The sequence below is a fragment of the Nocardioides sp. S5-5 genome (assembly GCF_054954065.1).
The window spans coordinates 257,165-277,869 of sequence record NZ_CP199913.1; the positions used below are offsets into that span (position 1 = coordinate 257,165).

Sequence of the window (20,705 nt, forward strand, 5' to 3'; positions counted from 1 at the left end):
GTCGGATGCCCTGCCGGCAGACTACTGGACGGTAGTGATCGTGACACCACTGCTGTCACGATCCGTGTCATGATCGCCCCATGACGTTCGCGCTGGGTCAGGGAACCGGTCCGCTCAAGGGCCTCAAGGTCGTCGAGATCGCGGGCATCGGGCCGAGCCCGCACGCCTGCATGATCCTGGCCGACCTGGGTGCCGACGTGATCCGGGTGGAGCGCCCGGGCGGGCAGATGCTCACCGGCGGCTCGCACGATCTGCTCAACCGCGGCCGCCCCAGCGTCGCGCTCAACCTCAAGGACCCCGAGGCGGTCGCGACCGTGCTCGACCTGGTCGAGCAGGCCGACGTCCTCGTCGAGGGGATGCGCCCCGGCGTCGCCGAGCGGCTCGGCTTCGGTCCTGAGGAGTGCCACGCCCGCAACCCGCGGCTGGTCTACGGGCGGATGACCGGCTGGGGCCAGGACGGCCCGTGGGCCCAGGCCGCCGGGCACGACATGAACTACATCGCCATCACCGGCACCCTCCACGGCCTGGGCCAGGTCAAGGACAAGCCGCAGTTCCCGGCCAACCTCGTGGGTGACTTCGGTGGCGGGTCGACGTACCTCGTCATCGGGATCCTCGCCGCCGTCGTCGAGGCGCGGGCGTCGGGGCTCGGCCAGGTCGTCGACGCCGCGATCGTCGACGGCACCGCCAACCTCAACGCGATGACCGCGGCCTTCCTCGCCGGAGGCGGCTTCAAGGAGGAGCGGGCCGCGAACCTGCTCGACGGCGGCGCGCCGTACTACGACATCTACGAGACGGCCGACGGCGAGCACATGTCGGTCGGCGCGCTCGAGCCGCAGTTCTACGAGCTGTTCGTCGACCTGCTCGGCATCAAGGACACTGCTCCGGACCGCTTCGACCTGGCGCGGTCCGACGAGCTGCGGGAGCTCATCACGGCGACCTTCAAGGAGAGGACCCGCGACGAGTGGTGCGCGATCTTCGACGGCACCGACGCGTGCGTCGCGCCGATCCTGCGGATGAGCGAGGCCAAGGACCACCCCCACATCAAGGGCCGCGAGATCTTCGTCGAGCACGAGGGGATCGTGCAGCCCCAGCCCGCCCCGCGCTTCTCCCGCACCAGGGCCACGCTCTCCCACCCGCCCGCCCCCGGCGCGGGCGCCCACACCCGCGAGGCGCTCGAGGCGTGGGGCGTCAAGGACGTCGACGGGCTGATCGAGCGCGGGGCTGCGGTGCAGATCGGCGGCTGAGCGCGGCGACGCGGCAGCACGCCGTCCACCCGCCTGGTCCGCCGATTCACTCCTCGCGGGCGGCAGACCCTAGGCTGATGCCACCGATCCGGCCAGTCTTGCCCCGGATCCCGGCGCAGCTCACGGCACCAGCCCGAGGACCGCGCCCCTCACCAGAGGCACCGCTTCACCGCCTGTCACCGGACAGGCAGCACGGCGAGACGCCCAGTTGAGGGGATCGCTGCGTGCTGCGATCTCCGGAGAGATACCCGTGACCACCACCTTCGCCGACCTCGGCGTGCCCACTGCCCTGCTCGACGTCCTGACGGCCGACCAGATCACCGTCCCGACGCCGATCCAGGCCGCCACCCTGCCCGATTCGCTGAAGGGTCGCGACGTGCTCGGCCGCGGCCGCACCGGCTCCGGCAAGACCTACGCCTTCGGCATCCCGCTGGTCGCGCGTCTGGTCGCCGGTGAGCGCCGCCGCCCGGCTCCGAAGCGCCCGCGCGCCCTCGTCCTCGCGCCGACCCGCGAGCTCGCCTCGCAGATCGCCGCCACCGTCGCGCCGCTCGCCAAGGCCGTCGGTCTGCGCACCACCACCGTCTTCGGCGGCGTCGGCCAGGGTCCGCAGGTCAACGCGCTGCGTGACGGCGTCGACATCCTCATCGCCTGCCCCGGCCGGCTCGAGGACCTGATCGGGCAGGGCCACTGCAGCCTGGCCGACGTGCGGATCACGGTGCTCGACGAGGCCGACCACATGGCCGACCTCGGCTTCCTGCCCGCCGTGCGCCGGCTGCTCGACCAGACGCCGAAGGGCGGCCAGCGGATGCTGTTCTCCGCGACGCTCGACAACGCGATCGACGTACTGGTCAAGCGCTTCCTCGTCGACCCGGCCGTCCACGAGGCCGACTCGGCGCAGTCGCCCGTGACCAAGATGGATCACCACGTGCTGCACCTCGAGCGCGAGCAGCGACTGCCCGTGCTGCTCGACCTGGTGAGCGCGCCCGGCCGCACCGTGGTCTTCACCCGCACCAAGCACGGCGCCAAGGCGCTGGCCCGCCAGCTCAACAAGAACGGCGTTCCCGCCGTCGACCTCCACGGCAACCTCAGCCAGGGGGCGCGGACCCGCAACATGGAGGCCTTCCACAGCGGTACGGCGACCACGCTCGTGGCCACCGACATCGCCGCCCGCGGCATCCACGTCGACGACGTCTCCCTCGTCGTCCACGCCGACCCGCCGGCCGAGCACAAGGCGTACCTGCACCGCTCCGGCCGCACCGCGCGCGCCGGCGCCGCGGGCACCGTCATCACGCTGATGACCAGCGAGCAGCGCGGCGACGTCCGGGCGCTGACCCGGGCCGCGGGCATCACGCCGACCACCACTCGGGTCCAGGGCCCCGACCACCCGGTGCTCCAGGACCTCGCCCCCGGCGAGCGGTCCCGCCCCGGCGGGATCGACCTGACGCCCGCCGCGCCGCAGGGCGGCGGCAACGGGGGTGGCGGCCGGCGGCGCTCCGGTGCTGCCAAGAAGCCCGCCGCGAAGCAGGGCGCCGCCAAGAAGTCCGGCGGGCAGGGCCAGCCGCGATCCGGCCAGTCCCGGTCGGGTCAGGGTGCGGCCAAGCCGACGGGCCAGCGCTCGGGCGGCAACCGCAACCGGTCGCGCTCGCGCGGTGCCGGCTCGGGCTCCGGCTCGGGCGGCGGGCACAGCGCCGCGAGCTTCAGCTCCGGTCGCCGCTGACCCGCGCCCTCAGGCGCTCGCAGCGACCAGAGTCGTGAGGTCGGCCGCGGCCGGCTGGCCGCGGTTCCGGCCTGACCAGCCGCAGCCTCCCGCGCGACCTCAGCGCCGATGAGGCGTGCGCGCGGCCCGCGCCACGGCCGACTCGTACGCCGACACCAGGCCACCGACCGACAGCGGCTTGAGCCGCTCCATGATCTCGCGGAAGTGCGCGGAGGTGGTGGCGTCGTCGTACAGCGGGGCGAGCTTGTCGTTGATGACCTCGTAGAGCTCCTTGGCCATCTGCTCGCCGTGCTCCTGGTAGACGGCGGCGGCCGCGGCCGCGACCTCGCGGGGGAAGCCGAGCTCGAGCAGCCGGATGCCGATGGCGAGCTGGTTGCTCGCGACGAGGTACGACGCCCCGCGGATCCGCAGCACGCCCAGCGCCTGGAGCGTGGCGACGTCCTCGGCCGAGAGGGCGCGGCCGGCCCTCTTCTCGAGCTGCTCGCGGTCCATCTCGACGGGGAGGTCGGACTGCCAGGGGGCGAGCATGGTGCGGGCCAGCGCGATGTCCTCGGGGGTGGCGTCCTCGGGGATGCCGGCGACGTACCGCTCGATCGCGGAGAGCGTGAACCCGTGGCTCTGCAGCTCGAGGACCAGCTCGATCCGGGCCAGGTGGACCGCGGAGTAGTAGCCCGAGCGGCCGCGCCGGATGGGCGGTGGGACCAGGCCGCGCGAGGTGTAGAAGCGCACGGTGCGCACGGTCAGGCCGACCCGCGCGGTGAGCTCCTCGAGGGTGAGCAGCTCCTCGGGCGCGTCCGCCCCGGATGCGTCCTGGGTCACACCGTCCGCGGACTCCTCGCTCTTGACCATGACAGTAATAGTGTCACAATCGACCCCAGAGACACCTCTCCCGTACAGAAACAAGGACGGTCATGGCAGAAGCATTCGTGTACGACCACCTCCGCACGCCGCGCGGCCGGGGCAAGGCCAACGGCTCCCTCCACGAGGTGAAGCCGGTCGACCTCGCCGTCGGACTGATCGACGCCGTGCAGGAGCGCAACCCCGGTCTCGACACCAACCGGATCGACGACGTCGTCCTCGGTGTCGTCTCGCCGATCGGCGACCAGGGCGGCGACATCGCCAAGACCGCGGCCATCGCCGCCGGCCTGCCCGACACCGTCGCCGGTGTGCAGCTCAACCGCTTCTGCGCCTCGGGCCTCGAGGCCGTCAACCAGGCCGCCGGCCGCGTCCGCGGCGGGTTCGAGGACCTGATCATCGCCGGTGGCGTCGAGTCGATGAGCCGGGTGCCGATGGGCTCCGACGGCGGCGCCTGGGCGTCCGACCCGGCCACCGCCTTCAAGGCGGGCTTCGTGCCGCAGGGCATCGGCGCCGACCTGATCGCCACGATCGAGGGCTGGAGCCGCGAGGACGTCGACGCGTACGCCGCCGAGTCCCACCACCGCGCCGCGAAGGCCCAGGCCAACGGCTACTTCGACGGCGCGATCGTGCCCGTCAAGGACATCAGCGGCCTGACCATCCTGGACCGCGACGAGACCGTCCGCCCCGACACCTCGGTCGAGGGCCTCGCCGGCCTCAAGCCGTCCTTCGCCCAGCTCGGCGCGGACGCCGGCTTCGACGACGTGGCGCTCGAGAAGTACCACTGGATCGAGAAGATCAACCACGTCCACCACGCCGGCAACAGCTCGGGCATCGTGGACGGCGCCTCGCTCACCCTGATCGGCAACGAGCAGGTCGGCAAGGACCTCGGCCTGACGCCGCGCGCCCGGATCATCGCCACCGCGGTCTCCGGCGCGGACCCGATCATCATGCTGACCGGTCCGGCCCCGGCCGCCCGCAAGGCGCTGGCCAAGGCCGGTCTCGAGGTCGGCGACATCGACCTGTTCGAGATCAACGAGGCGTTCGCCGCCGTCGCCATGAGGTTCATGCGCGACCTGGGCATCAGCCACGACATCACCAACGTCAACGGCGGCGCCATCGCGATGGGTCACCCGCTCGGCGCCACCGGCGCGATGATCCTCGGCACCCTGATCGACGAGCTCGAGCGGCGCGACCTGCGCCGCGGCCTCGCCACGCTCTGCGTCGGCGGCGGCATGGGCATCGCCACGATCGTCGAGCGCGTCTGAGCGCCGTACTCCCGACCTCTCGAACACTCCTCGAAACTCTCAAGGAACGACATTGAGCACCGACACCCAGAGCGCGGTCCGCTACGACCGCGACGCCGACGGCATCGTCACCCTCACCCTCGACGACCCCAACCAGAGCGCGAACACGATGAACGAGTTCTACCGCGAGTCCATGGCGGCCGCGGTCGAGCGTCTGTACGCCGAGCAGGACGACGTCACCGGCGTCGTCATCACCTCCGCGAAGAAGACCTTCTTCGCCGGCGGCGACCTCAAGCTGATGGTCCAGACCACCAAGGAGAACGCGGGCGACGTCTTCGCCCAGTGCGAGAGCATCAAGGCCGCGCTGCGCCGCCTCGAGCTGTTCCCGAAGCCGGTCGTGGCCGCCATCAACGGCGCCGCGCTGGGCGGTGGCTACGAGATCACCCTCGCCACCCAGCACCGGATCCTGGTCAACGACCCGAAGATCAAGGTCGGCCTGCCCGAGGCTACCCTCGGCCTGCTCCCCGGCGGGGGCGGCGTCACCCGCGCCGTGCGCAAGTGGGGCTTGCAGACCGCGCTGATGGACGTGCTGCTCCAGGGCACCCAGTTCAACCCGGAGACCGCGCTCAAGAAGGGTGTCGTCGACGAGCTGGTCGCCACCCAGGACGAGCTGGTCCCCGCCGCGAAGGCGTGGATCGCCAGTGTTGCGGGCAACCCCGAGGCCGCGCTGAACGAATGGGACAGGCCCGGCTACAAGATGCCCGGCGGCACGCCGAAGTCGCCGGCCCTCGCCGGCTTCCTCCCGGCCTTCCCGGCGCTCCTGCGCAAGCAGCTCAAGGGCGCCGACTACCCCGCCCCGCGGGCGATCCTCTCCGCCGCGGTCGAGGGCGCGCAGGTCGACTTCGACACCGCCTCGCGGATCGAGTCGCGCTACCTCGCCAACCTGGTCGTCAACCAGGGCTCGAAGAACATGATCCAGGCGTTCTTCTTCGACCTGCAGGCGATCAACGCCGGCTCGCAGCGTCCCGCCGGCCACGAGCGCTTCGTGCCGAAGAAGGTCGCCGTGCTCGGCGCCGGCATGATGGGCGCCGGCATCGCCTACGTCTACGCGCGCAACGGCGCCGAGGTCGTCCTCAAGGACATCTCGGTCGAGAACGCCGAGAAGGGCAAGTCCTACACCGCCCAGCTCAACGAGAAGGCGGTCTCCCGCGGCAAGCTCACGAGTGAGAAGGCGGACGAGATCCTCAACCGGATCACGGCCACCGACAAGCCCGAGGACCTCGCCGGCTGCGACACGGTGATCGAGGCGGTCTTCGAGGACCCGGCCCTCAAGGCGAAGGTGTTCGCGGAGGTCATGCCGCACGTCAACGCCGACGCGGTGCTGTGCTCCAACACCTCGACCCTGCCGATCACGGTCCTCGCCGAGGGCGTGGAGCGGCCGGCCGACTTCATCGGCCTGCACTTCTTCTCGCCGGTCGACAAGATGCCGCTGGTCGAGATCATCACCGGTGAGAAGACCGACGAGGCCGCCCTGGCCAAGGCGTTCGACCTGACCCAGTTCATCAAGAAGACGCCGATCGTGGTCAACGACAGCCGCGGCTTCTACACCTCGCGGGTCATCGGCTTCATGGTCAACGAGGGCATGGCGATGCTCGCCGAGGGCGTGGCGCCGTACTCCATCGAGCGGGCCACCACCTCCGCCGGCTACCCGGCCCCGGTGCTGCAGCTCTCCGACGAGCTCAACCTCGAGCTGATGGCCAAGATCGCGAAGGCCACCAAGGACGCCAACCCGGACTACCCGGTCCACCCGGGCAGCCTGGTCGTCGACAAGATGCTCGAGGCCGGCCGCGCCGGACGGCTGCGCGGCGCGGGCTTCTACGACTACGAGGACGGCAAGCGCGGCTCCATCTGGGCCGGTCTCGCCGACCTCTTCCCCGTCGCCGAGGAGCAGCCGCCGATCGAGGACATCCGCGACCGGATGCTCTTCGCCGAGGCGCTGGAGACCGCGAAGACCTTCGAGGAGGGCGTGATCACCTCGGCGGCCGCCGCGAACATCGGCTCGATCATGGGCATCGGCTTCCCGCCCAACACCGGCGGCGCCGCCCAGTTCATGACCGGCTACGAGAACAAGGCCACGGGCGAGATCGGCCTGAACGCCTTCCTCGCGCGTGCCGACGAGCTGGCCGCGACGTACGGCGACCGGTTCCAGGCCACCCCGTGGCTGCGGGAGCTGGCCGCGTCGGGCCGGGGCTTCCCCGCCTGAGCACGCCGACCCGGCGCAAAACTGAACGAAATGCCCCGCCGACCCGGCGCGAAGTGCGATCCACTTTGCGCCGGGTCGGCGTGCGTGTGCCTGTAGGTTTCCGCACATGGGTGGGCGGCGACGGGTGGCGCGGCCGGGCCGGACGGTCCTGCGGATCATCGTGGCGAGCCTGGCGGCGCTGGGCCTGCTGACCGGGGTGGGCGTGGTGTTGGCCTACGAGACCTGGAACGGCAACCTCGAGCACCCGGCGGTCGTCGGCAAGAACCGTCCGAAGAAGCAGACCAAGGCCGTCAACATCTTGGTGATGGGCACCGACACCCGTAGCTGTGCGGGCTGCAGGATCGACGGCGAGGCCGGCGGCGGGCTGTCCGACACCACGATCCTGTTCCACCTCTCGGCGAACCGGAGGTTCGCCTACGGGATCTCCATCCCACGCGACACGGCGGTGCTGCGGCCGACCTGCTATGAGTCCGACGGAAGCGAGATCCCCGCCGCGACGACGTACGAGAAGTGGAACGCCGCGTACGCCGTGGGCGGGCCCGGCTGCACCCGCCAGCAGCTCGAGCAGCTGACCGGCATTCCGGTCGACAGGTTCGTCGTCGTCGACTTCAGCCAGTTCAAGGACATGGTCGACGCCCTCGACGGGGTGGAGATCTGCGTGCCCGAGGACATCGACGACACCACCGGCAACATCCACCTCAAGGCCGGCACCCGCGAGGTCGACGGCGAGGAGGCGCTGGCCTACGCGCGGGTGCGCTACGGCATCAGCGGCGGCATCGACCCCTACCGGACCCGGCGCCAGCAGGCGCTGATCGGCGCGATGATCGACAAGGCCCTCACCGGGGGGGATGCTGGCACGGCCGGACCGGCTGGCGAGCTTCATCAGCGCCGCGACCACCAAGCTGCAGACCGACTTCAAGTCCGTCGCCGCGATGGCCAAGGTCGCGGCCAGCGCCCAGGGCATCGACGCCGACGACATCAAGTTCATCACCACGCCGTGGACGCTCGACACCGACAAGGTCAGTGGCGGCGTGGAGTGGCTGCCGTCCGTCGACCGGCTGTGGCAGCTGGTCATCGACGACCGGCCGCTCACGAAGGAGTTCCTCGCCGACTCGCTCAGCGCCGGGGACTCCCCGTCCGGTGGGTCGGCCTCGGCGTCCGCCTCGGGCTCCCCCTCGAGCACGCCGTCGGCGTCGCCGAGCGGCACCGCGACACCGGACGGGTCGGCGGACCGCCTCTCGGACGACGCACGCGCGGCGGCCGGGCTGTGCAGCTGACGGTCGCCGGGCTGCACGTCCGGTTCGGCAGGAAGGTCGCCGTGTGCAGGGAGGTGTCGGCCTCGCTGCCGACGGACATCATCGTGGCCGGCATCCGCTCGGAGAAGAACGAGAAGTCGTCGGCGCCGAGCGAGCGCAGGTCGGTCGAGACCGGCATGCCCTGGCCGTTGAGCTGGGCGGCGACGACCTCGACCAGGCGCGGGTCGTTCGAGGACCGGCTCGCCGATGATGATCCGGACGACCGCCTCGCAGTCGTGGGCCCGCGCGATGTTCTCCGACACCGAGACGATCCGGTCGTGCAGCAGCGAGCGGGTCTCGGAGGACAGGGCTCGGATGGTGCCCGTCGCGAGTGGGTACAGGGCCGCGTGGGACGCCGTCGTCTCGTACGCCGAGCGCCGCGACGTCTCGCTGCGGCGGGCCGCGACGACCCCGCCGTCGAGACGGTGGCCAACGCCCACCTGACACGGGGCCTGTACCCGTAGGGCGCACGCCGACGCACTAATGTCGGCCGAGTGAGCGACCAGCCGTTGCATGTCCTGATCACCGGTGCGGCCTCCGGGCTCGGCGCCGCCCTCGCCCGGGCCTGGGAGGAGCGGGGCGCCGACGTGCTCCGCACCGACCGCGCGCCCGGCGAGGGGATCCTCCCGCTCGACATCACCAGCGACGCCGACTGGGCCGCCGCCCGCGACCACGTCGAGCGGACCTGGGGCGGGCTGGACGTGCTCGTCAACAATGCCGGGATCGCCGGCGGTGGGCGGCTCGACGTGTCCGGCATCGACGAGTGGCAGCGGCTGGTCGACATCAACCTGCTCGGCGCCGTGCGCGGCACGGCCACCTTCACGCCGGTGTTCAAGCGGCAGGGGAGCGGGCGGGTCGTCAACGTCGCCTCGCTCGCCGGGCTCGTGCATCCGGCCGGGATGGGCGGATACAACGCCACCAAGGCGGCCGTCGTCGCGCTGACCGAGACCACCGGGCACGAGCTCGCGGCCCACGGGGTGAGCGCGCACGTCGTGTGCCCGTCGTACTTCCGCACCAACCTGATGGCCGGGGTCGAGGGCCGCGACGCCGCGCTCCAGCAGGTGATGACCCGGCTGGTCGCCGACGCGCCGCTCGGGCCCGACGAGATCGCGGCCGCGGTCCTCGACGCGATCGACGCCGGCACCGAGCTGATCATCCCCGACGACGCGGCGCGGGCGGCGTACCGGCTCAAGGTGAGCGACCGGGCGTCGTACGACGCGGTGATGCGCGCGCAGGCCCGCAAGCTCGACGAGGTGGCCGAGTGAGCGACGAGTCCCGGGCGGTCCGGGAGGAGGACGCCTTCGACGTCGCCACCCCCGAGCCCGGGGACGGTGCCTGATGGGCGTGCTGCTGCTGGTCCGCCACGGCCAGGCCTCGTTCGGCTCCGACGACTACGACGTGCTCTCCGAGACCGGCTGGGAGCAGGGTCGGGTGCTCGGCCACTGGCTGGCGAAGGAGGGTCCCCGGCCGGTGTCCGTCGTCCACGGCGGGATGCGCCGGCACCGCGAGACCTGGGAGGCGATCGCCGCCGGCCTCGGCGCCGACGCCGCCGGCACCGCGATCGACGAGGACTGGGCGGAGTTCGACCACCTCGCCGTGCTCGCGCGGTACGCCGAGGCCACCGGCACCGTGGTCGACCACACCACCGACCGGCGTGCCTTCCAGGACCAGTTCGAGATCTCCACCGCGCACTGGGCCGCGGCGGGCGCCGACGGCGGCTACCCGGAGCCCTATGACGCCTTCGTCGGTCGCGCCCGCGCGGCCCTCGACGCCGCGGCCGCCCGGCCGGGGCCGACGCTCGTCGTCACCTCGGGAGGTGTGATCGCGGCGCTGGCCGCGCTGCTCGTCGTACCGGACGGCTCGGCGGTGGGCCCGGTCTGGGCGCGGTTCAACACCGTCATCGCGAACACCTCGGTGACCCGGGTGATCGTGGGCGCGACCGGCGCCCGGCTGCTGACCTTCAACGAGCACCCGCATCTGCCGCGCCCGCTGGTGACCTACCGCTGAGGGCCGCGGTCAGCGCCCCTCTTCGTCGATGTAGTTGTCGTAGTCGATCTTGTACTGACGCACGGCTCTGGCCGCCTGCCGAGGAGTTGTGCGTACTCCCCGGCAGCCGGCCGACCGGTTCTTCGGTAGGTCAGATCTCGTGGGCGCGCCTCGCCATCAGAGCGGTTCTTCCTTCCTGATGACGGTCTCGCAGTTGGAGTAGTTCCCCAGATCCAAGATCTGGCCGATGATGCAGGTGTCGCTGCCATCCATCCCGTCGACCACATCGGTGTAGGTGTCGTTGTAGGCGTAGATGGCGTCGTTGTCGGCACCACCGAACAGGAAGTCGGTCTTGTCGCCGCCGTCGATCACATCGGCACCGGACTTCCCTTCGATGGTGTCGTTGCCGTTGTCCCCGTAGAGGTGGTCGCCGCCTTGCCCCCGCCGGCAATGAGGCCGAGGATCGGTCGGCTCACTGGCCCACCTGCTGTGATCCACGCAGGTCGGCGGGGAGTGTGACACCCGACTCCAGGACCTTCTTCACTTGTCGCGACAAGGCGTCGACATCAGGGCAGTCGTCGGCGAAGAAGATCTTGGCGGGGTCCGTCTCCGTCTTGACATCGCCGTAGTACTGGTCGATGAACGCCTTGTACTCGGCGCTCTCGTAGTACTTCTGCACCTCCGGGCACTCACCCAACGGCACAGCCTCGGGAATCGTCTCGTCCGCGCGGACGGCAACGGCAGCGCTGGCGTCCTCTTTGCTGTCGGTCGACGCCATGTCAGCGATCGCGTAGCCCATCGGAACGCACAGCAGTGCCGCTGCCGCGCCCACGAAGATTGTTCGTTGTCCCCGCACAGCAACTCCTTCAAGATTTCATTCTGGTGGATCCCTCCCACAAGGGATTCACCAGGCGGAGTGGTTGCATCGCGGCTCAAGATCATGTGGCTGATGACCTCCGTTCGGAGGTCAGATCGCGGAAGGATGTCGCCGGTCAGCGGAGATTCTGCGTCACTCTGCCCTATCGGCGAGTGCGCGCCCAGGGGGCGCCCGGGCACAATGAGCAGCCATGTCCGACCAGGTGCTGAACGCGGTCGTCGCGACCGTCCTCGGGACCGTCGTCGCGGTGGTCCTGCTGCTCCCCGTGGCGGCGGTGGAGTACCGGCGCGACGGGCGGCTGGGGCCGCGCGACCTGACCGTGCTGCTGTCGGGCGCGGTCTACGGGCTGGCGCTGTGGACCTACACCCTGCTGCCGATGCCGGCGAGCGACGACTACCGCTGCGTCGGGAAGCAGACGATGCCCTTCGACACCATCCGCGGGATCGACTGGGGTGATCTCGGCTCGCGGGCCGGACTGTCGGCCCTGGCGCACGACGTGGCCTTCCAGCAGGTGGCGCTCAACGTGCTGCTGTTCGTGCCGCTGGGCTGGTTCGTGCGCCGGATCGCGCGGCGCGGGGTGGTCGTGGCGACCCTGCTCGGCTTCGTGGTCTCGCTGCTCATCGAGACCACCCAGGCCACCGGTGTCTGGCACCTCTACGACTGCGCCTACCGGCTCTTCGACGTCGACGACCTGATCATCAACACCCTCGGCGCGACGCTCGGCTCGCTGGTCTCGGCGATCTTCGTCCGCCGCCAGCGGCCGGAGGTGGTGTGGCCGACCACGATCACCCTCGGCCGGCGCTGGGTCGGCATGGTGTGCGACGGGCTGTTCGTGCTGCTGCTCGGGTCGGCGCTGTCGATCGCGTGGCGGGCGGTGCAGCTGTACGTCGTCGAGGTGCCCTTCGCGGACCTGCCGACCACGCCCGAGCGGCTGCTGCAGTGGGGCGTTCCGGGGCTGGTCGAGGTGGCCGCCGTACTCCTGGGCGGGCGGACGGTCGGCGAGTGGGTGGTCTCGGTGCGCACCATCGGCGGCCGGGGTCCGCTGCCGCTCGCGCGGCTGGTGAAGCTGGTGACCGGGGTCGGGCCGCTCCTCGTGCTGCTGGCGACCCCGGGTGCCTGGACCGGCCCGGTGCTCGCGCTGTTCGTCCTCGTCAGCCTGGGGGCGGCGGTCCCCAGGGCCGGCGGGCACCGCGGACTCGCCCACGCCGCCGCCGGCCTCGACCTGGAGATCGTGCTGCCGCGCTCGGTCGAGCGTCAGCAGGTGTCGGCGGCGGGCTGACCCGCGAACCGGTCCGCGGTCCAGGCGACCAGGTCGGCGATCGCCGGGGAGCCGGCCTCGACGAGCGGGACGTGGTCCAGGCCGGCGTACCGGTGGTAGGCGAGGGCCTGGCCGGCTGCGCAGCGCCCGGCGACGTACGCGTCCTGCGCGGCCGGCGTCACCAGCGTGTCGTCCTCGCCCTGGGCGATCAGGAGCGGCGCGGCGACCGGACCGTCCGGGACGTTCTCCCGCAGCCGGGCCGCGAGCCCGCCGCGGTCGGGGTCGCCGCGCCAGATCGGCTTGTCGAGGGAGAGCACGGTCGCCACCGACACCAGCGTGCTCGGCTCGGACAGACAGCGGCCGGCGAGCTCGCGGACGATCTGCCGGGCGGCGGGGCGGACGTAGGTCGCGTCGTCGACGTCGTCGTACGCCTCCGCATAGGCGTCGAGGACGAAGGAGGCGAAGATCTCGCCGCCGGTCACCTCGGCGAGGCCGTCGACCAGGGCGGGCAGGTTGGCGGCGGGGGCGAGTGCGGCGACGCCGGCGAGCGGCACGTCCGGGGCGTACGACGGCGCCAGCATGCCCGCCCACAGCGCGGCGTGGCCGCCCTGGCTGTGTCCCCACACCACGCTCCGCGCGCCGAGGTCGGCGTCGGTCAGCTCGCGCGCGGCCCGGACCGCGTCGAGTACGGAGCGACCCTCGCCCTGGCCGATGAGATAGGGGTGCGGCCCGGCGGTGCCGAGCCCGACGTAGTCGGTGGCGACCAGGGCCCAGCCGCGGGCGAGCACGTCGTCGAGCGCGAAGAAGGCGCCCGAGGTGAACGGCTCGCCGACGCTCGGCGCGCAGCCGCGGGCGATCCCGGTGGTGCCGTGCGCCCAGGCGACGACGGGCAGGTCCGCCGATCGCTCCCGCGGTACGACGACCAGCCCGCTTGCCACGGCGGGCACGCCGTCGTCGCGGGTCGTCGTGTAGAGGATCCGCCAGGCCCGTGCCCCGGCGGGGATGTCGCGGATGAAGGGCTCGCTGCGGATCAGCCGGCCCGGCTCGGACGGCACCGACGCGGGGGCGGTGTAGAACGCGTCGGGCCGCGGCGCCGCGCGGTCGATCGCCAGGCCGACGACCAGCAGTAGCAGCGCGACGCCGGCGACCACGGCGCTGCCGAGCAGACCGCGGCGACCCGTGGGACGGCGGCCGGTCAGCAGCCGCGCCCCGAGCAGGACCAGGCGGACGCCGACGAGGACGGCCATGGCCAGCACGCTGAGATCGGGCCACGCCAGCACCAGCACGCCGAAGCCGACCGCGGCGCCGCCGCTCAGCGCGGCGCTCCACCGCGTCGTACCACGCAGCCGGCGGGCGGCCCACGCCTCCAGGGCCCCGTGGCCCACCAGGCCCAGCCCGATGACGACCACGGCGGCGGCGAGGCCCGCGCCCGGCCAGGCGAGCAGCGCCCCGGCGGCGAGCAGGGCGACGCCCGCCCGGGCCTGGGCGAGCCGCCGGCCGGGACCCGGCTCGGGGAGGTCGACCAGCTCGCCGACCGCGGCGACGAGCAGGCCGGCCACGACCAGCAGCAGGAGCACCGCCAAGGACGCGAACGGCCGCACGGCCAGGCCGGCGCCGACGGCGACCAGCGCGATGCCGCTCGCCGTACGGAGCGCCGCGAAGGCGGCCGGGGGGACGGTCATCGGGAATCAGATCAGCCTCTTGAGCACGCCGAGCGGCGCGTGCCTCATCACCGGCGCCATCGCGGCCCACGGCAGCGCCGGCACGCAGGCGTCGGCGACCTCCTTCTCGATCGCGGCGACCATGGCGGCCACCCCCTTCTCGGTCGACGACATCAGCGGCGTCACCTGCCTACGGCCGGTCGCTTCGCTCCCCCCTGGCTTCGCCTGGACCTTGTCGTTCATCTCCGAGCGGATGTAGCCCGGGTAGAGCACGCTCACCTTGACCTTCTTCTGCAGCCGGGTGCCGTGCAGCTCGGTGCGCAGGCCCTCGGCCAGGTGCGCGACGCCGGCCTTGGTGGCGGCGTACGTCGTCATGGAGGAGGGCATGCCGCGCATCGCCGACATCGACGACACCATCACCAGGTGGCCCGCCTCCTGCGCGCGGAACACCTCCATCGCGGCCTCGGTCTGGGCGAGCGCTCCGACGAAGTTGGTCATCGCGGTCTCGAGGTTGACGTCGAAGCGGCCGGTGCCGAGCCTGGCGCCCTTGCCGAGGCCCGCGTTGACCACCACCCGGTCCAGCCGGCCCAGCTCGTCGCGCAGCTCGCCGAAGACCCGGAACACGGCGTCGTGGTCGGTGACGTCGAGCGCCCGGAGCGCGACCCGGCGCTCCGGGTGGGCGGAGCGGACCTCGGCCGCCAGCTCCTCGAGGCGCTCGGTGCGCCGGGCCGCCAGCGCCAGGTCGTAGCCCCGGTCCGCGAACTGGCGCGCCATCTCGGCGCCCAGGCCGCTCGACGCGCCGGTGATCAGGATCGTCTGTGCCATGGCCGCAGTCTTTCGTACGTGGATGATGCCACCGCAAATGGTATTGTGGCGACCATGAGCGTTGCCATCCAGACCACCATCGACGGTGCCGGGCGGATCGTCGTGCCCAAGGCGATCCGCGATGCCATGGGGCTGACCGGCGGCACCCGCCTCGACGTGTTCTTCGTCGACGGGCGGATCGAGATCGAGCTCCCGCGCGCCGAGGTCGAGATCGAGTTCCCCGAGGGCGGGCCACCGCGGATCGTCTACAAGGACGACAACGTGCCGCCGCTGACCGACGAGATGATCCGCGAGACCCTGGAGGCCGTCCGTGACCGCCGCCTGTGACACCAGCCTTCTGGTCCCGATGCTCAACCCGCGCCATCCCGCCCACGCCGCGGCGCTCAAGGTGTGGCCCGAGCTGAGTGCCGTGCCGACTCACGTGCTGCTCGAGACCTACAGCGTCCTGACCCGGGTGCAGCTGGGCTACCAGATGGCCGGGCGCGACGTGCTGCGCGCGCTCGACGGCCTGGGCCTCGAGGTGATCGGCCTGCCGGAGTCGTGTCAGGCCGAGCTGGTTGCCGACTGCGCCGCCTCGGACGTCGTCGGTGGCGCGGTCTACGACGGCCTGGTCGGGCTGACCGCGCGCCACCATGACGTCACCCTGATCACTCGTGACCGCCGGGCGCGATCGACCTACGACGCGCTGGGGGTGCGCTACCGGCTCATCTGAGTCGCGGTGACATCCTGCCCTGGTGCGACAGGGACGAGGGATGCGGAGAGCTCGGATCGTGGTGACCGCGGCGCTGCTGGCGGCCGGGGGCGGACTCGCCGGCGTGGCGCCCGCGCCGGCCCGGGCGCCGGTGCCGACCTGTGCGGGTCAGCGCGCCACGATCGTCGACCCGTCCAAGGGCGATGACCGGATCGTCGGCACGAACAGGCGCGACGTCATCGTCGCGGGCAGGGGCAAGGGACGCGACGTCGTCCTCGGGCTCGACGGCGACGACCTGATCTGCGGCGACGCCCGGACCCGGGTGGTCGGCGGGCGGGGCGACGACACCATCTACTTCGCCGGCCGGGCCGATGGCGGCAAGGGCGCCGACCGGTTCCACGGCGTCGGCGTCGCGCGCGGCGGCAAGGGCGCGGACACCTCCTGGGCGCCGATGGGCTCCGGCTCCTTCGACGGCGGCCCCGGCCACGACCGGGTGATCTTCTACGAGGGGTACGTCGCGGGCGCGACCTCGGGCGTCTACGTCAACCTGGCTCTCGGCCTGGCCTCCGCGGACGCCGAGGTCGGCGGCCTGCGGCTGCGCACCTCGCTCGCCGGGGTCGAGGAGGTCCGCGGCACCCCCGACGACGACCTGATCCTGGGCGACTCCCTCGACAACGTACTGCGCGGCGGCGCCGGCAAGGACGTCCTCAACGGCCGCGGCGGCAACGACACCGTGATCGGCGGCCGCGGCAAGGACACCTGCACCGGTGAGGTGCGCCGGAGCTGCGAGCGGTAGGGCTCGACACGACAACCACATACCGGGTATACATTTCTATACTCGGTATGTAGTCGTCGTCGAGGGAGTCCGGATGTCCGTCAAGCACGCCCTGCTGGCGCTGCTGGAGCAGCAGCCGATGTACGGCTACCAGCTGCGCGCCGAGTTCGAGCAGCGCACCGGCACCACCTGGCCGCTCAACGTCGGGCAGGTCTACACGACCCTGGCCCGGCTCGAGCGTGACGGCCTCGCCCTCGCCGACGGTGAGGACGGTGACGGGCACGTGATCTACCGGATCACCGACGCGGGTCGGGGCGAGGTCGCCACGTGGTTCACCACCCCGGTCGCCCGCACCCAGCCGCCACGCGACGAGCTCGCGATCAAGCTCGCCCTGGCGGTGACCGTGCCCGGCGTCGACGTCGGCACCGTCATCCAGCAGCAGCGCAGCGCCACCGTGGCCGCGCTCCAGGACTACACCCGGCTCAAGCGCCAGGCCGCCGGTTCCACGGAGCCGGCCGACCTGGCGTGGAGCCTGGTCCTCGACTCGCTGGTGTTCGGCGCCGAAGCGGAGATCCGCTGGCTCGACCACTGCGAGGCACGGCTGCGCCGGGCCGCGGCTGAACGGGGACGAGAGAACTCGCGCCTGGCCGGTGAAGCTCCTGCGAAGGCGGCCCCGCGATGAGCCCCGTCCTGCAGCTCACCGACGTCACCCGCACCCATGGCGAGGCGCCGCACGAGGTGCTCGCGCTGCGCGGGGTCTCGTTCGCGGCCCACCCCGGCGAGCTGGTGGCGGTGATGGGCCCGTCCGGATCGGGCAAGTCGACCCTGCTGACCATCGCCGGCGGGCTGGACCGACCGACGGCCGGTGCCGTCACCGTCGAGGGCGTCGACCTCACCCAGGTGGGGCAGCAGGAGCGGGCCCGGATGCGGCGCACGTCGATCGGCTACGTCTTCCAGGGCTTCAACCTGATCCCGGCGCTCACCGCCGCCGAGAACGTCGCGCTGCCGCGCGAGCTCGACGGGGTCGGTCCGCGCCAGGCCCGGGCCGAGGCGCGGCGGGCGCTGGAGGAGGTCGGGATCCGGGACCTGGCCGACCGGTTCCCCGACAACATGTCGGGCGGCCAGCAGCAGCGGGTCGCGATCGCCCGGGCGGTGGTCGGAGAGCGCCGGCTGATCCTGGCCGACGAGCCGACCGGCGCCCTCGACACCGAGACCGGTGAGGGCATCTTGCAGTTGCTCCGGGCGCGCTGCGACGCGGGTGCGGCGGGTGTGTTGGTCACCCACGAGGCGCGGCACGCCGCCTGGGCCGACCGGGTGGTGTTCCTGCGCGACGGCGTGGTGGTCGACGAGACCGGCACCGACCGGGTCGACGTGCTCACCGAGCCGGCCGCGCGATGAACCATCGGATCGCCGGCTGGCGGGTCGCGCTGCGGCTGGCCCGCCGCGAGGCCTGGCGGCGCAAGGCGCAGACCGCGCTGATGCTGGTCCTGGTCTGCCTGCCCGTGCTGGCCGTCGCGGCGGCCGCCGTGGTGTGGCGCACCGCCAACGTCTCGGGCGCCGAGGGCGTCGACCGGCGGATGGGTACGGCGGCCGCGCTGGTCAGCGGCAGCGGCACGTCCGAGGTGCTGCAGTCCTTCGACCCCGACGGCCCCACGTCCTGGGTCAGCGAGGACGAGCACGTCGCGACGGCAGAGGAGGTGCGCGGGGTCCTCGGTGCGGACCGGGCGCTCGTGCCGTTCGCCCAGGAGTACCTCTCCTATCGCACCGACCGCGGCGTCGGCGACCTCCTCGTCACCGAGACCGACCTGGCGGATCCGCTGACCGACGGGCTGTTCCGGCTCGAGGACGGCCGCTACCCGCGGGCCCCCGACGAGGTGGTGGTCAGCCCCGTGACCGCCGCGCGTGGTCCCGGGCTCGGCGAGACGCTCACCGTCCTGCGCCGTACGACGGCCGGCGAGACCGCCACCGAGCTGCACGTCGTCGGCATCGCCGCGAGTCAGACCACTCGCGAGGAGGCCGTCGCCGCGGTCCTCCCCGGCGCGCTCGGCACTCCCGACGGCCGGCCGAGCTGGCTGGTCGGCGGCGGCCCGGTGAGCTGGGACGACGTCCGCGCGCTCAACGCGGTCGGCCTGCTCGCCGCCTCGCGCCAGGTGCTCTCCGACCCGCCACCGGAATCGGCGCTGCCGCCCGAGGTGGTCACCGACGAGCCGGTCGACGAGACCAGGCTCACCGCGCTGCTGCTGGTCGTCACCATGGTGCTGCTCGAGGTGGCGCTGCTCGCCGGGCCGGCGTTCGCGGTCCGGGCCCGGGCGCAGGCACGCACGCTTGCACTGGTCGCGGCCACCGGGGGCACGCCGGCCCAGGCACGTCGTACCGTCCTCGCCTCGGGAGTCGTGGTCGGCCTGCTCGGCGGCGTCCTCGGGGTGCTGCTCGGCATCGGCGTCGGGGCGCTGCTGGTGCCGGTCGCGCAGCGCTTCCAGGGCACCTGGTTCGGGCCGTTCGAGGTGCCGTGGGCGCTGCTGGCCGTGGTCGCCTGCTTCGGGCTCGCCGCCGCGGTGCTGGCCGCCGTGGTCCCGGCGTTCTCCGCCTCACGACAAGACGTGGTCGCGGTGCTCGCCGGCCGCCGCGGCGAGGGTCGGCCCTCCCGGCGCTCGCCGGTGCTCGGGCTGGTGCTGGTCGCCGGCGGTGTCGCGGCCGGGCTGCTCGGGTCCCGCGCGAGCGGGGCCTCGCCGCTGCTGGTCGGCGCCTCGGCCCTGCTGTCCGTCGTCGGGATGATCCTGCTCGTCGCGACCGTGGTCGCCCTCGTCGGCCGGGTGGCCCGCGGCTTCCCGCTCGCCCTGCGCTTCGCCGCCCGCGACGCCGCCCGGCACCGCACCCGCACCGTCCCGGCCGTCGCCGCCGTCGGCGCGACGGTCGCCGGCGTGATCACCCTTGCCCTCGCGCTCAGCAGCCAGGAGGCCGCCGATGAGCGGGACTACGACCCCCAGCTCGCCCACGGCTACGGCGCGGTGCCGCTGGACTCCGCCGCCGATCCGGCCGCCGTACGCCGGGCGCTGGAGAAGCGTCTCCCCGAGGCCACCGTGGAGGCGGTCGACGGCGTGCGCTCGGACGACCCGGACGGCTACGTCGAGATCGGCTTCCAGGTCGGCGAGGAGCCGGTCGTCCTGCCCACGTCGGGCGTCTTCGGTACCGGCCAGCTGGTCGCCGACACCGCTCCGGCCTCACTGGGGCTCAGCGCGGCCGACCGCGACCTGGCCGACCGGGCGCTGGCCGAGGGCCAGGTCGTCCTGGTCCGCGGCGACGACGCGTTCGGGCCCGAGGTGTCCGGCCAGGTGCGGGTCGTCGTCGGCGAGCGCGCCGTGGACCTGCCCGCCACCACGGTGCATCCGCCGGGTGGGCTCGGAGCGGCGGCCGCCATCTTCCCGCCGACGCTCGCCGAGGACCTCGGCCTCCCCGTCGCCACCACCGCGCTCGCCGTCGCCCCGACGATCTCCGCGACCGCCGAGGAGGACCTCGGGGAGACCCTGGCGACCGTGCCGGGCGCCGGCACCCTCGTCGTGGAGCGCGGCTACCAGCCCGAGGACGGCGTCCGGATCCTGCAATGGGTGCTCGCGGTCCTCGGCGGCATCCTGATGCTCGGCGGCACCCTCACCGCCACCTTCCTCGCCCTCTCCGACGCCCGTCCCGACCTCGCCACCATGGCCGCCGTCGGCGCGCGGGCCCGGACCCGGCGCCGGGTCGCGGCGTCGTACGCCCTCGTCGTGGGGCTGGTCGGTGCCCTGCTCGGTACGCCGATCGGGTTCATCCCCGGCATCGCGGTCAGCCGCCCGCTGACCCGCGGCGACGACGGCAGCACGCTGCTCGCCGTCCCGTGGCCGCTGCTCGGCCTCGTGGTCGTCGGCCTGCCGCTGGTCACCGCCGCCGCGGTCGGGTTGTGCGCGCGCAGTCGGCTGCCGCTGGTGGCGCGGATCGACTGACTTCCGCCTGACCAGGTAGACCTGGTCAGGTTGG

19 protein-coding genes are annotated in these 20,705 nt (G+C 72.7%); 14 read left to right on the forward strand and 5 right to left on the reverse strand.

The genetic code is table 11. The features are described 5' to 3' along the window. Positions 1-80: 80 nt before the first annotated feature. On the forward strand, positions 81-1,244 hold the full coding sequence (locus ACUP6Y_RS01150; protein ID WP_462553765.1) for a CaiB/BaiF CoA transferase family protein: 1,164 nt from the start codon (positions 81-83) through the stop codon (positions 1,242-1,244). 250 nt (positions 1,245-1,494) lie between these two features. After that, positions 1,495-2,961 (forward strand): DEAD/DEAH box helicase, encoded by a 1,467-nt coding sequence (locus tag ACUP6Y_RS01155; protein WP_462553766.1) that lies wholly within the window; start codon positions 1,495-1,497, stop codon positions 2,959-2,961. A gap of 99 nt (positions 2,962-3,060) precedes the next feature. Here the strand turns inward: ACUP6Y_RS01155 and ACUP6Y_RS01160 are convergent, their stop codons facing one another. After that, positions 3,061-3,810 carry a MerR family transcriptional regulator gene (locus ACUP6Y_RS01160; protein WP_462553767.1) on the reverse strand — a complete coding sequence of 250 codons (750 nt, stop codon included), beginning with the start codon at positions 3,808-3,810 and terminating at the stop codon, positions 3,061-3,063. Between the two features lie 62 nt (positions 3,811-3,872). Between ACUP6Y_RS01160 and ACUP6Y_RS01165 the strand changes: the two genes are divergently transcribed. The 5 genes from ACUP6Y_RS01165 (at position 3,873) to ACUP6Y_RS01185 (ending at position 10,628) form a co-directional block, all read left to right on the forward strand. After that, positions 3,873-5,084 carry an acetyl-CoA C-acetyltransferase gene (locus ACUP6Y_RS01165; RefSeq protein WP_462553768.1) on the forward strand — a complete coding sequence of 404 codons (1,212 nt, stop codon included), beginning with the start codon at positions 3,873-3,875 and terminating at the stop codon, positions 5,082-5,084. 52 nt (positions 5,085-5,136) lie between these two features. Continuing rightward, the gene (locus ACUP6Y_RS01170; RefSeq protein ID WP_462553769.1) at positions 5,137-7,326 is read left to right on the forward strand and encodes a 3-hydroxyacyl-CoA dehydrogenase NAD-binding domain-containing protein; all 2,190 of its coding nucleotides are present in this window, start codon (positions 5,137-5,139) and stop codon (positions 7,324-7,326) included. 106 nt (positions 7,327-7,432) lie between these two features. After that, positions 7,433-9,085 carry an LCP family protein gene (locus ACUP6Y_RS01175; protein WP_462553770.1) on the forward strand — a complete coding sequence of 551 codons (1,653 nt, stop codon included), beginning with the start codon at positions 7,433-7,435 and terminating at the stop codon, positions 9,083-9,085. A 30-nt stretch (positions 9,086-9,115) separates the two neighbouring features. Further along, positions 9,116-9,886, forward strand: a complete 771-nt coding sequence (locus tag ACUP6Y_RS01180) for an SDR family NAD(P)-dependent oxidoreductase (protein ID WP_462553771.1) — start codon at positions 9,116-9,118, stop codon at positions 9,884-9,886. Positions 9,887-9,959: 73 nt separating this feature from the next. Next, a complete protein-coding gene (locus ACUP6Y_RS01185; RefSeq protein ID WP_462553772.1) occupies positions 9,960-10,628 on the forward strand; it encodes a histidine phosphatase family protein in 669 nt (222 codons plus the stop codon). Between the two features lie 156 nt (positions 10,629-10,784). Here ACUP6Y_RS01185 and ACUP6Y_RS01190 read toward each other — a convergent pair whose 3' ends face one another. Next, on the reverse strand, positions 10,785-11,105 hold the full coding sequence (locus tag ACUP6Y_RS01190) for a calcium-binding protein (protein ID WP_462553773.1): 321 nt from the start codon (positions 11,103-11,105) through the stop codon (positions 10,785-10,787). Beyond that, on the reverse strand, positions 11,080-11,439 hold the full coding sequence (locus tag ACUP6Y_RS01195) for a hypothetical protein (protein ID WP_462553774.1): 360 nt from the start codon (positions 11,437-11,439) through the stop codon (positions 11,080-11,082). The genes ACUP6Y_RS01190 and ACUP6Y_RS01195 overlap by 26 nt, the downstream gene beginning before the upstream one ends. A 235-nt stretch (positions 11,440-11,674) precedes the next feature. Between ACUP6Y_RS01195 and ACUP6Y_RS01200 the strand changes: the two genes are divergently transcribed. Further along, on the forward strand, positions 11,675-12,763 hold the full coding sequence (locus tag ACUP6Y_RS01200) for a VanZ family protein (protein ID WP_462553775.1): 1,089 nt from the start codon (positions 11,675-11,677) through the stop codon (positions 12,761-12,763). Here ACUP6Y_RS01200 and ACUP6Y_RS01205 read toward each other — a convergent pair. Together ACUP6Y_RS01205 and ACUP6Y_RS01210 are read right to left on the reverse strand one after the other, a co-directional pair. Further along, positions 12,739-14,424 (reverse strand): lipase family protein, encoded by a 1,686-nt coding sequence (locus tag ACUP6Y_RS01205; RefSeq protein ID WP_462553776.1) that lies wholly within the window; start codon positions 14,422-14,424, stop codon positions 12,739-12,741. The two genes, ACUP6Y_RS01200 and ACUP6Y_RS01205, sit on opposite strands and share 25 nt — an antisense overlap. Positions 14,425-14,430: 6 nt before the next feature. Then, positions 14,431-15,228 (reverse strand): SDR family oxidoreductase, encoded by a 798-nt coding sequence (locus ACUP6Y_RS01210; protein ID WP_462553777.1) that lies wholly within the window; start codon positions 15,226-15,228, stop codon positions 14,431-14,433. A gap of 54 nt (positions 15,229-15,282) precedes the next feature. Between ACUP6Y_RS01210 and ACUP6Y_RS01215 the strand changes: the two genes are divergently transcribed. The 6 genes from ACUP6Y_RS01215 (at position 15,283) to ACUP6Y_RS01240 (ending at position 20,671) form a co-directional block, all read left to right on the forward strand. Next, the gene (locus ACUP6Y_RS01215) at positions 15,283-15,555 is read left to right on the forward strand and encodes an AbrB/MazE/SpoVT family DNA-binding domain-containing protein (RefSeq protein ID WP_462553778.1); all 273 of its coding nucleotides are present in this window, start codon (positions 15,283-15,285) and stop codon (positions 15,553-15,555) included. After that, a complete protein-coding gene (locus tag ACUP6Y_RS01220) occupies positions 15,539-15,940 on the forward strand; it encodes a PIN domain-containing protein (protein WP_462553779.1) in 402 nt (133 codons plus the stop codon). Before ACUP6Y_RS01215 ends, ACUP6Y_RS01220 begins: the two co-directional genes overlap by 17 nt. A 40-nt stretch (positions 15,941-15,980) precedes the next feature. Continuing rightward, positions 15,981-16,715 (forward strand): calcium-binding protein, encoded by a 735-nt coding sequence (locus ACUP6Y_RS01225; RefSeq protein ID WP_462553780.1) that lies wholly within the window; start codon positions 15,981-15,983, stop codon positions 16,713-16,715. 73 nt (positions 16,716-16,788) lie between these two features. Then, positions 16,789-17,376 (forward strand): PadR family transcriptional regulator, encoded by a 588-nt coding sequence (locus ACUP6Y_RS01230; RefSeq protein ID WP_462553781.1) that lies wholly within the window; start codon positions 16,789-16,791, stop codon positions 17,374-17,376. Next, the gene (locus ACUP6Y_RS01235; RefSeq protein WP_462553782.1) at positions 17,373-18,092 is read left to right on the forward strand and encodes an ABC transporter ATP-binding protein; all 720 of its coding nucleotides are present in this window, start codon (positions 17,373-17,375) and stop codon (positions 18,090-18,092) included. The genes ACUP6Y_RS01230 and ACUP6Y_RS01235 overlap by 4 nt, the downstream gene beginning before the upstream one ends. Further along, positions 18,089-20,671 (forward strand): FtsX-like permease family protein, encoded by a 2,583-nt coding sequence (locus ACUP6Y_RS01240; protein ID WP_462553783.1) that lies wholly within the window; start codon positions 18,089-18,091, stop codon positions 20,669-20,671. Before ACUP6Y_RS01235 ends, ACUP6Y_RS01240 begins: the two co-directional genes overlap by 4 nt. The last annotated feature ends 34 nt before the right edge of the window (positions 20,672-20,705 follow it).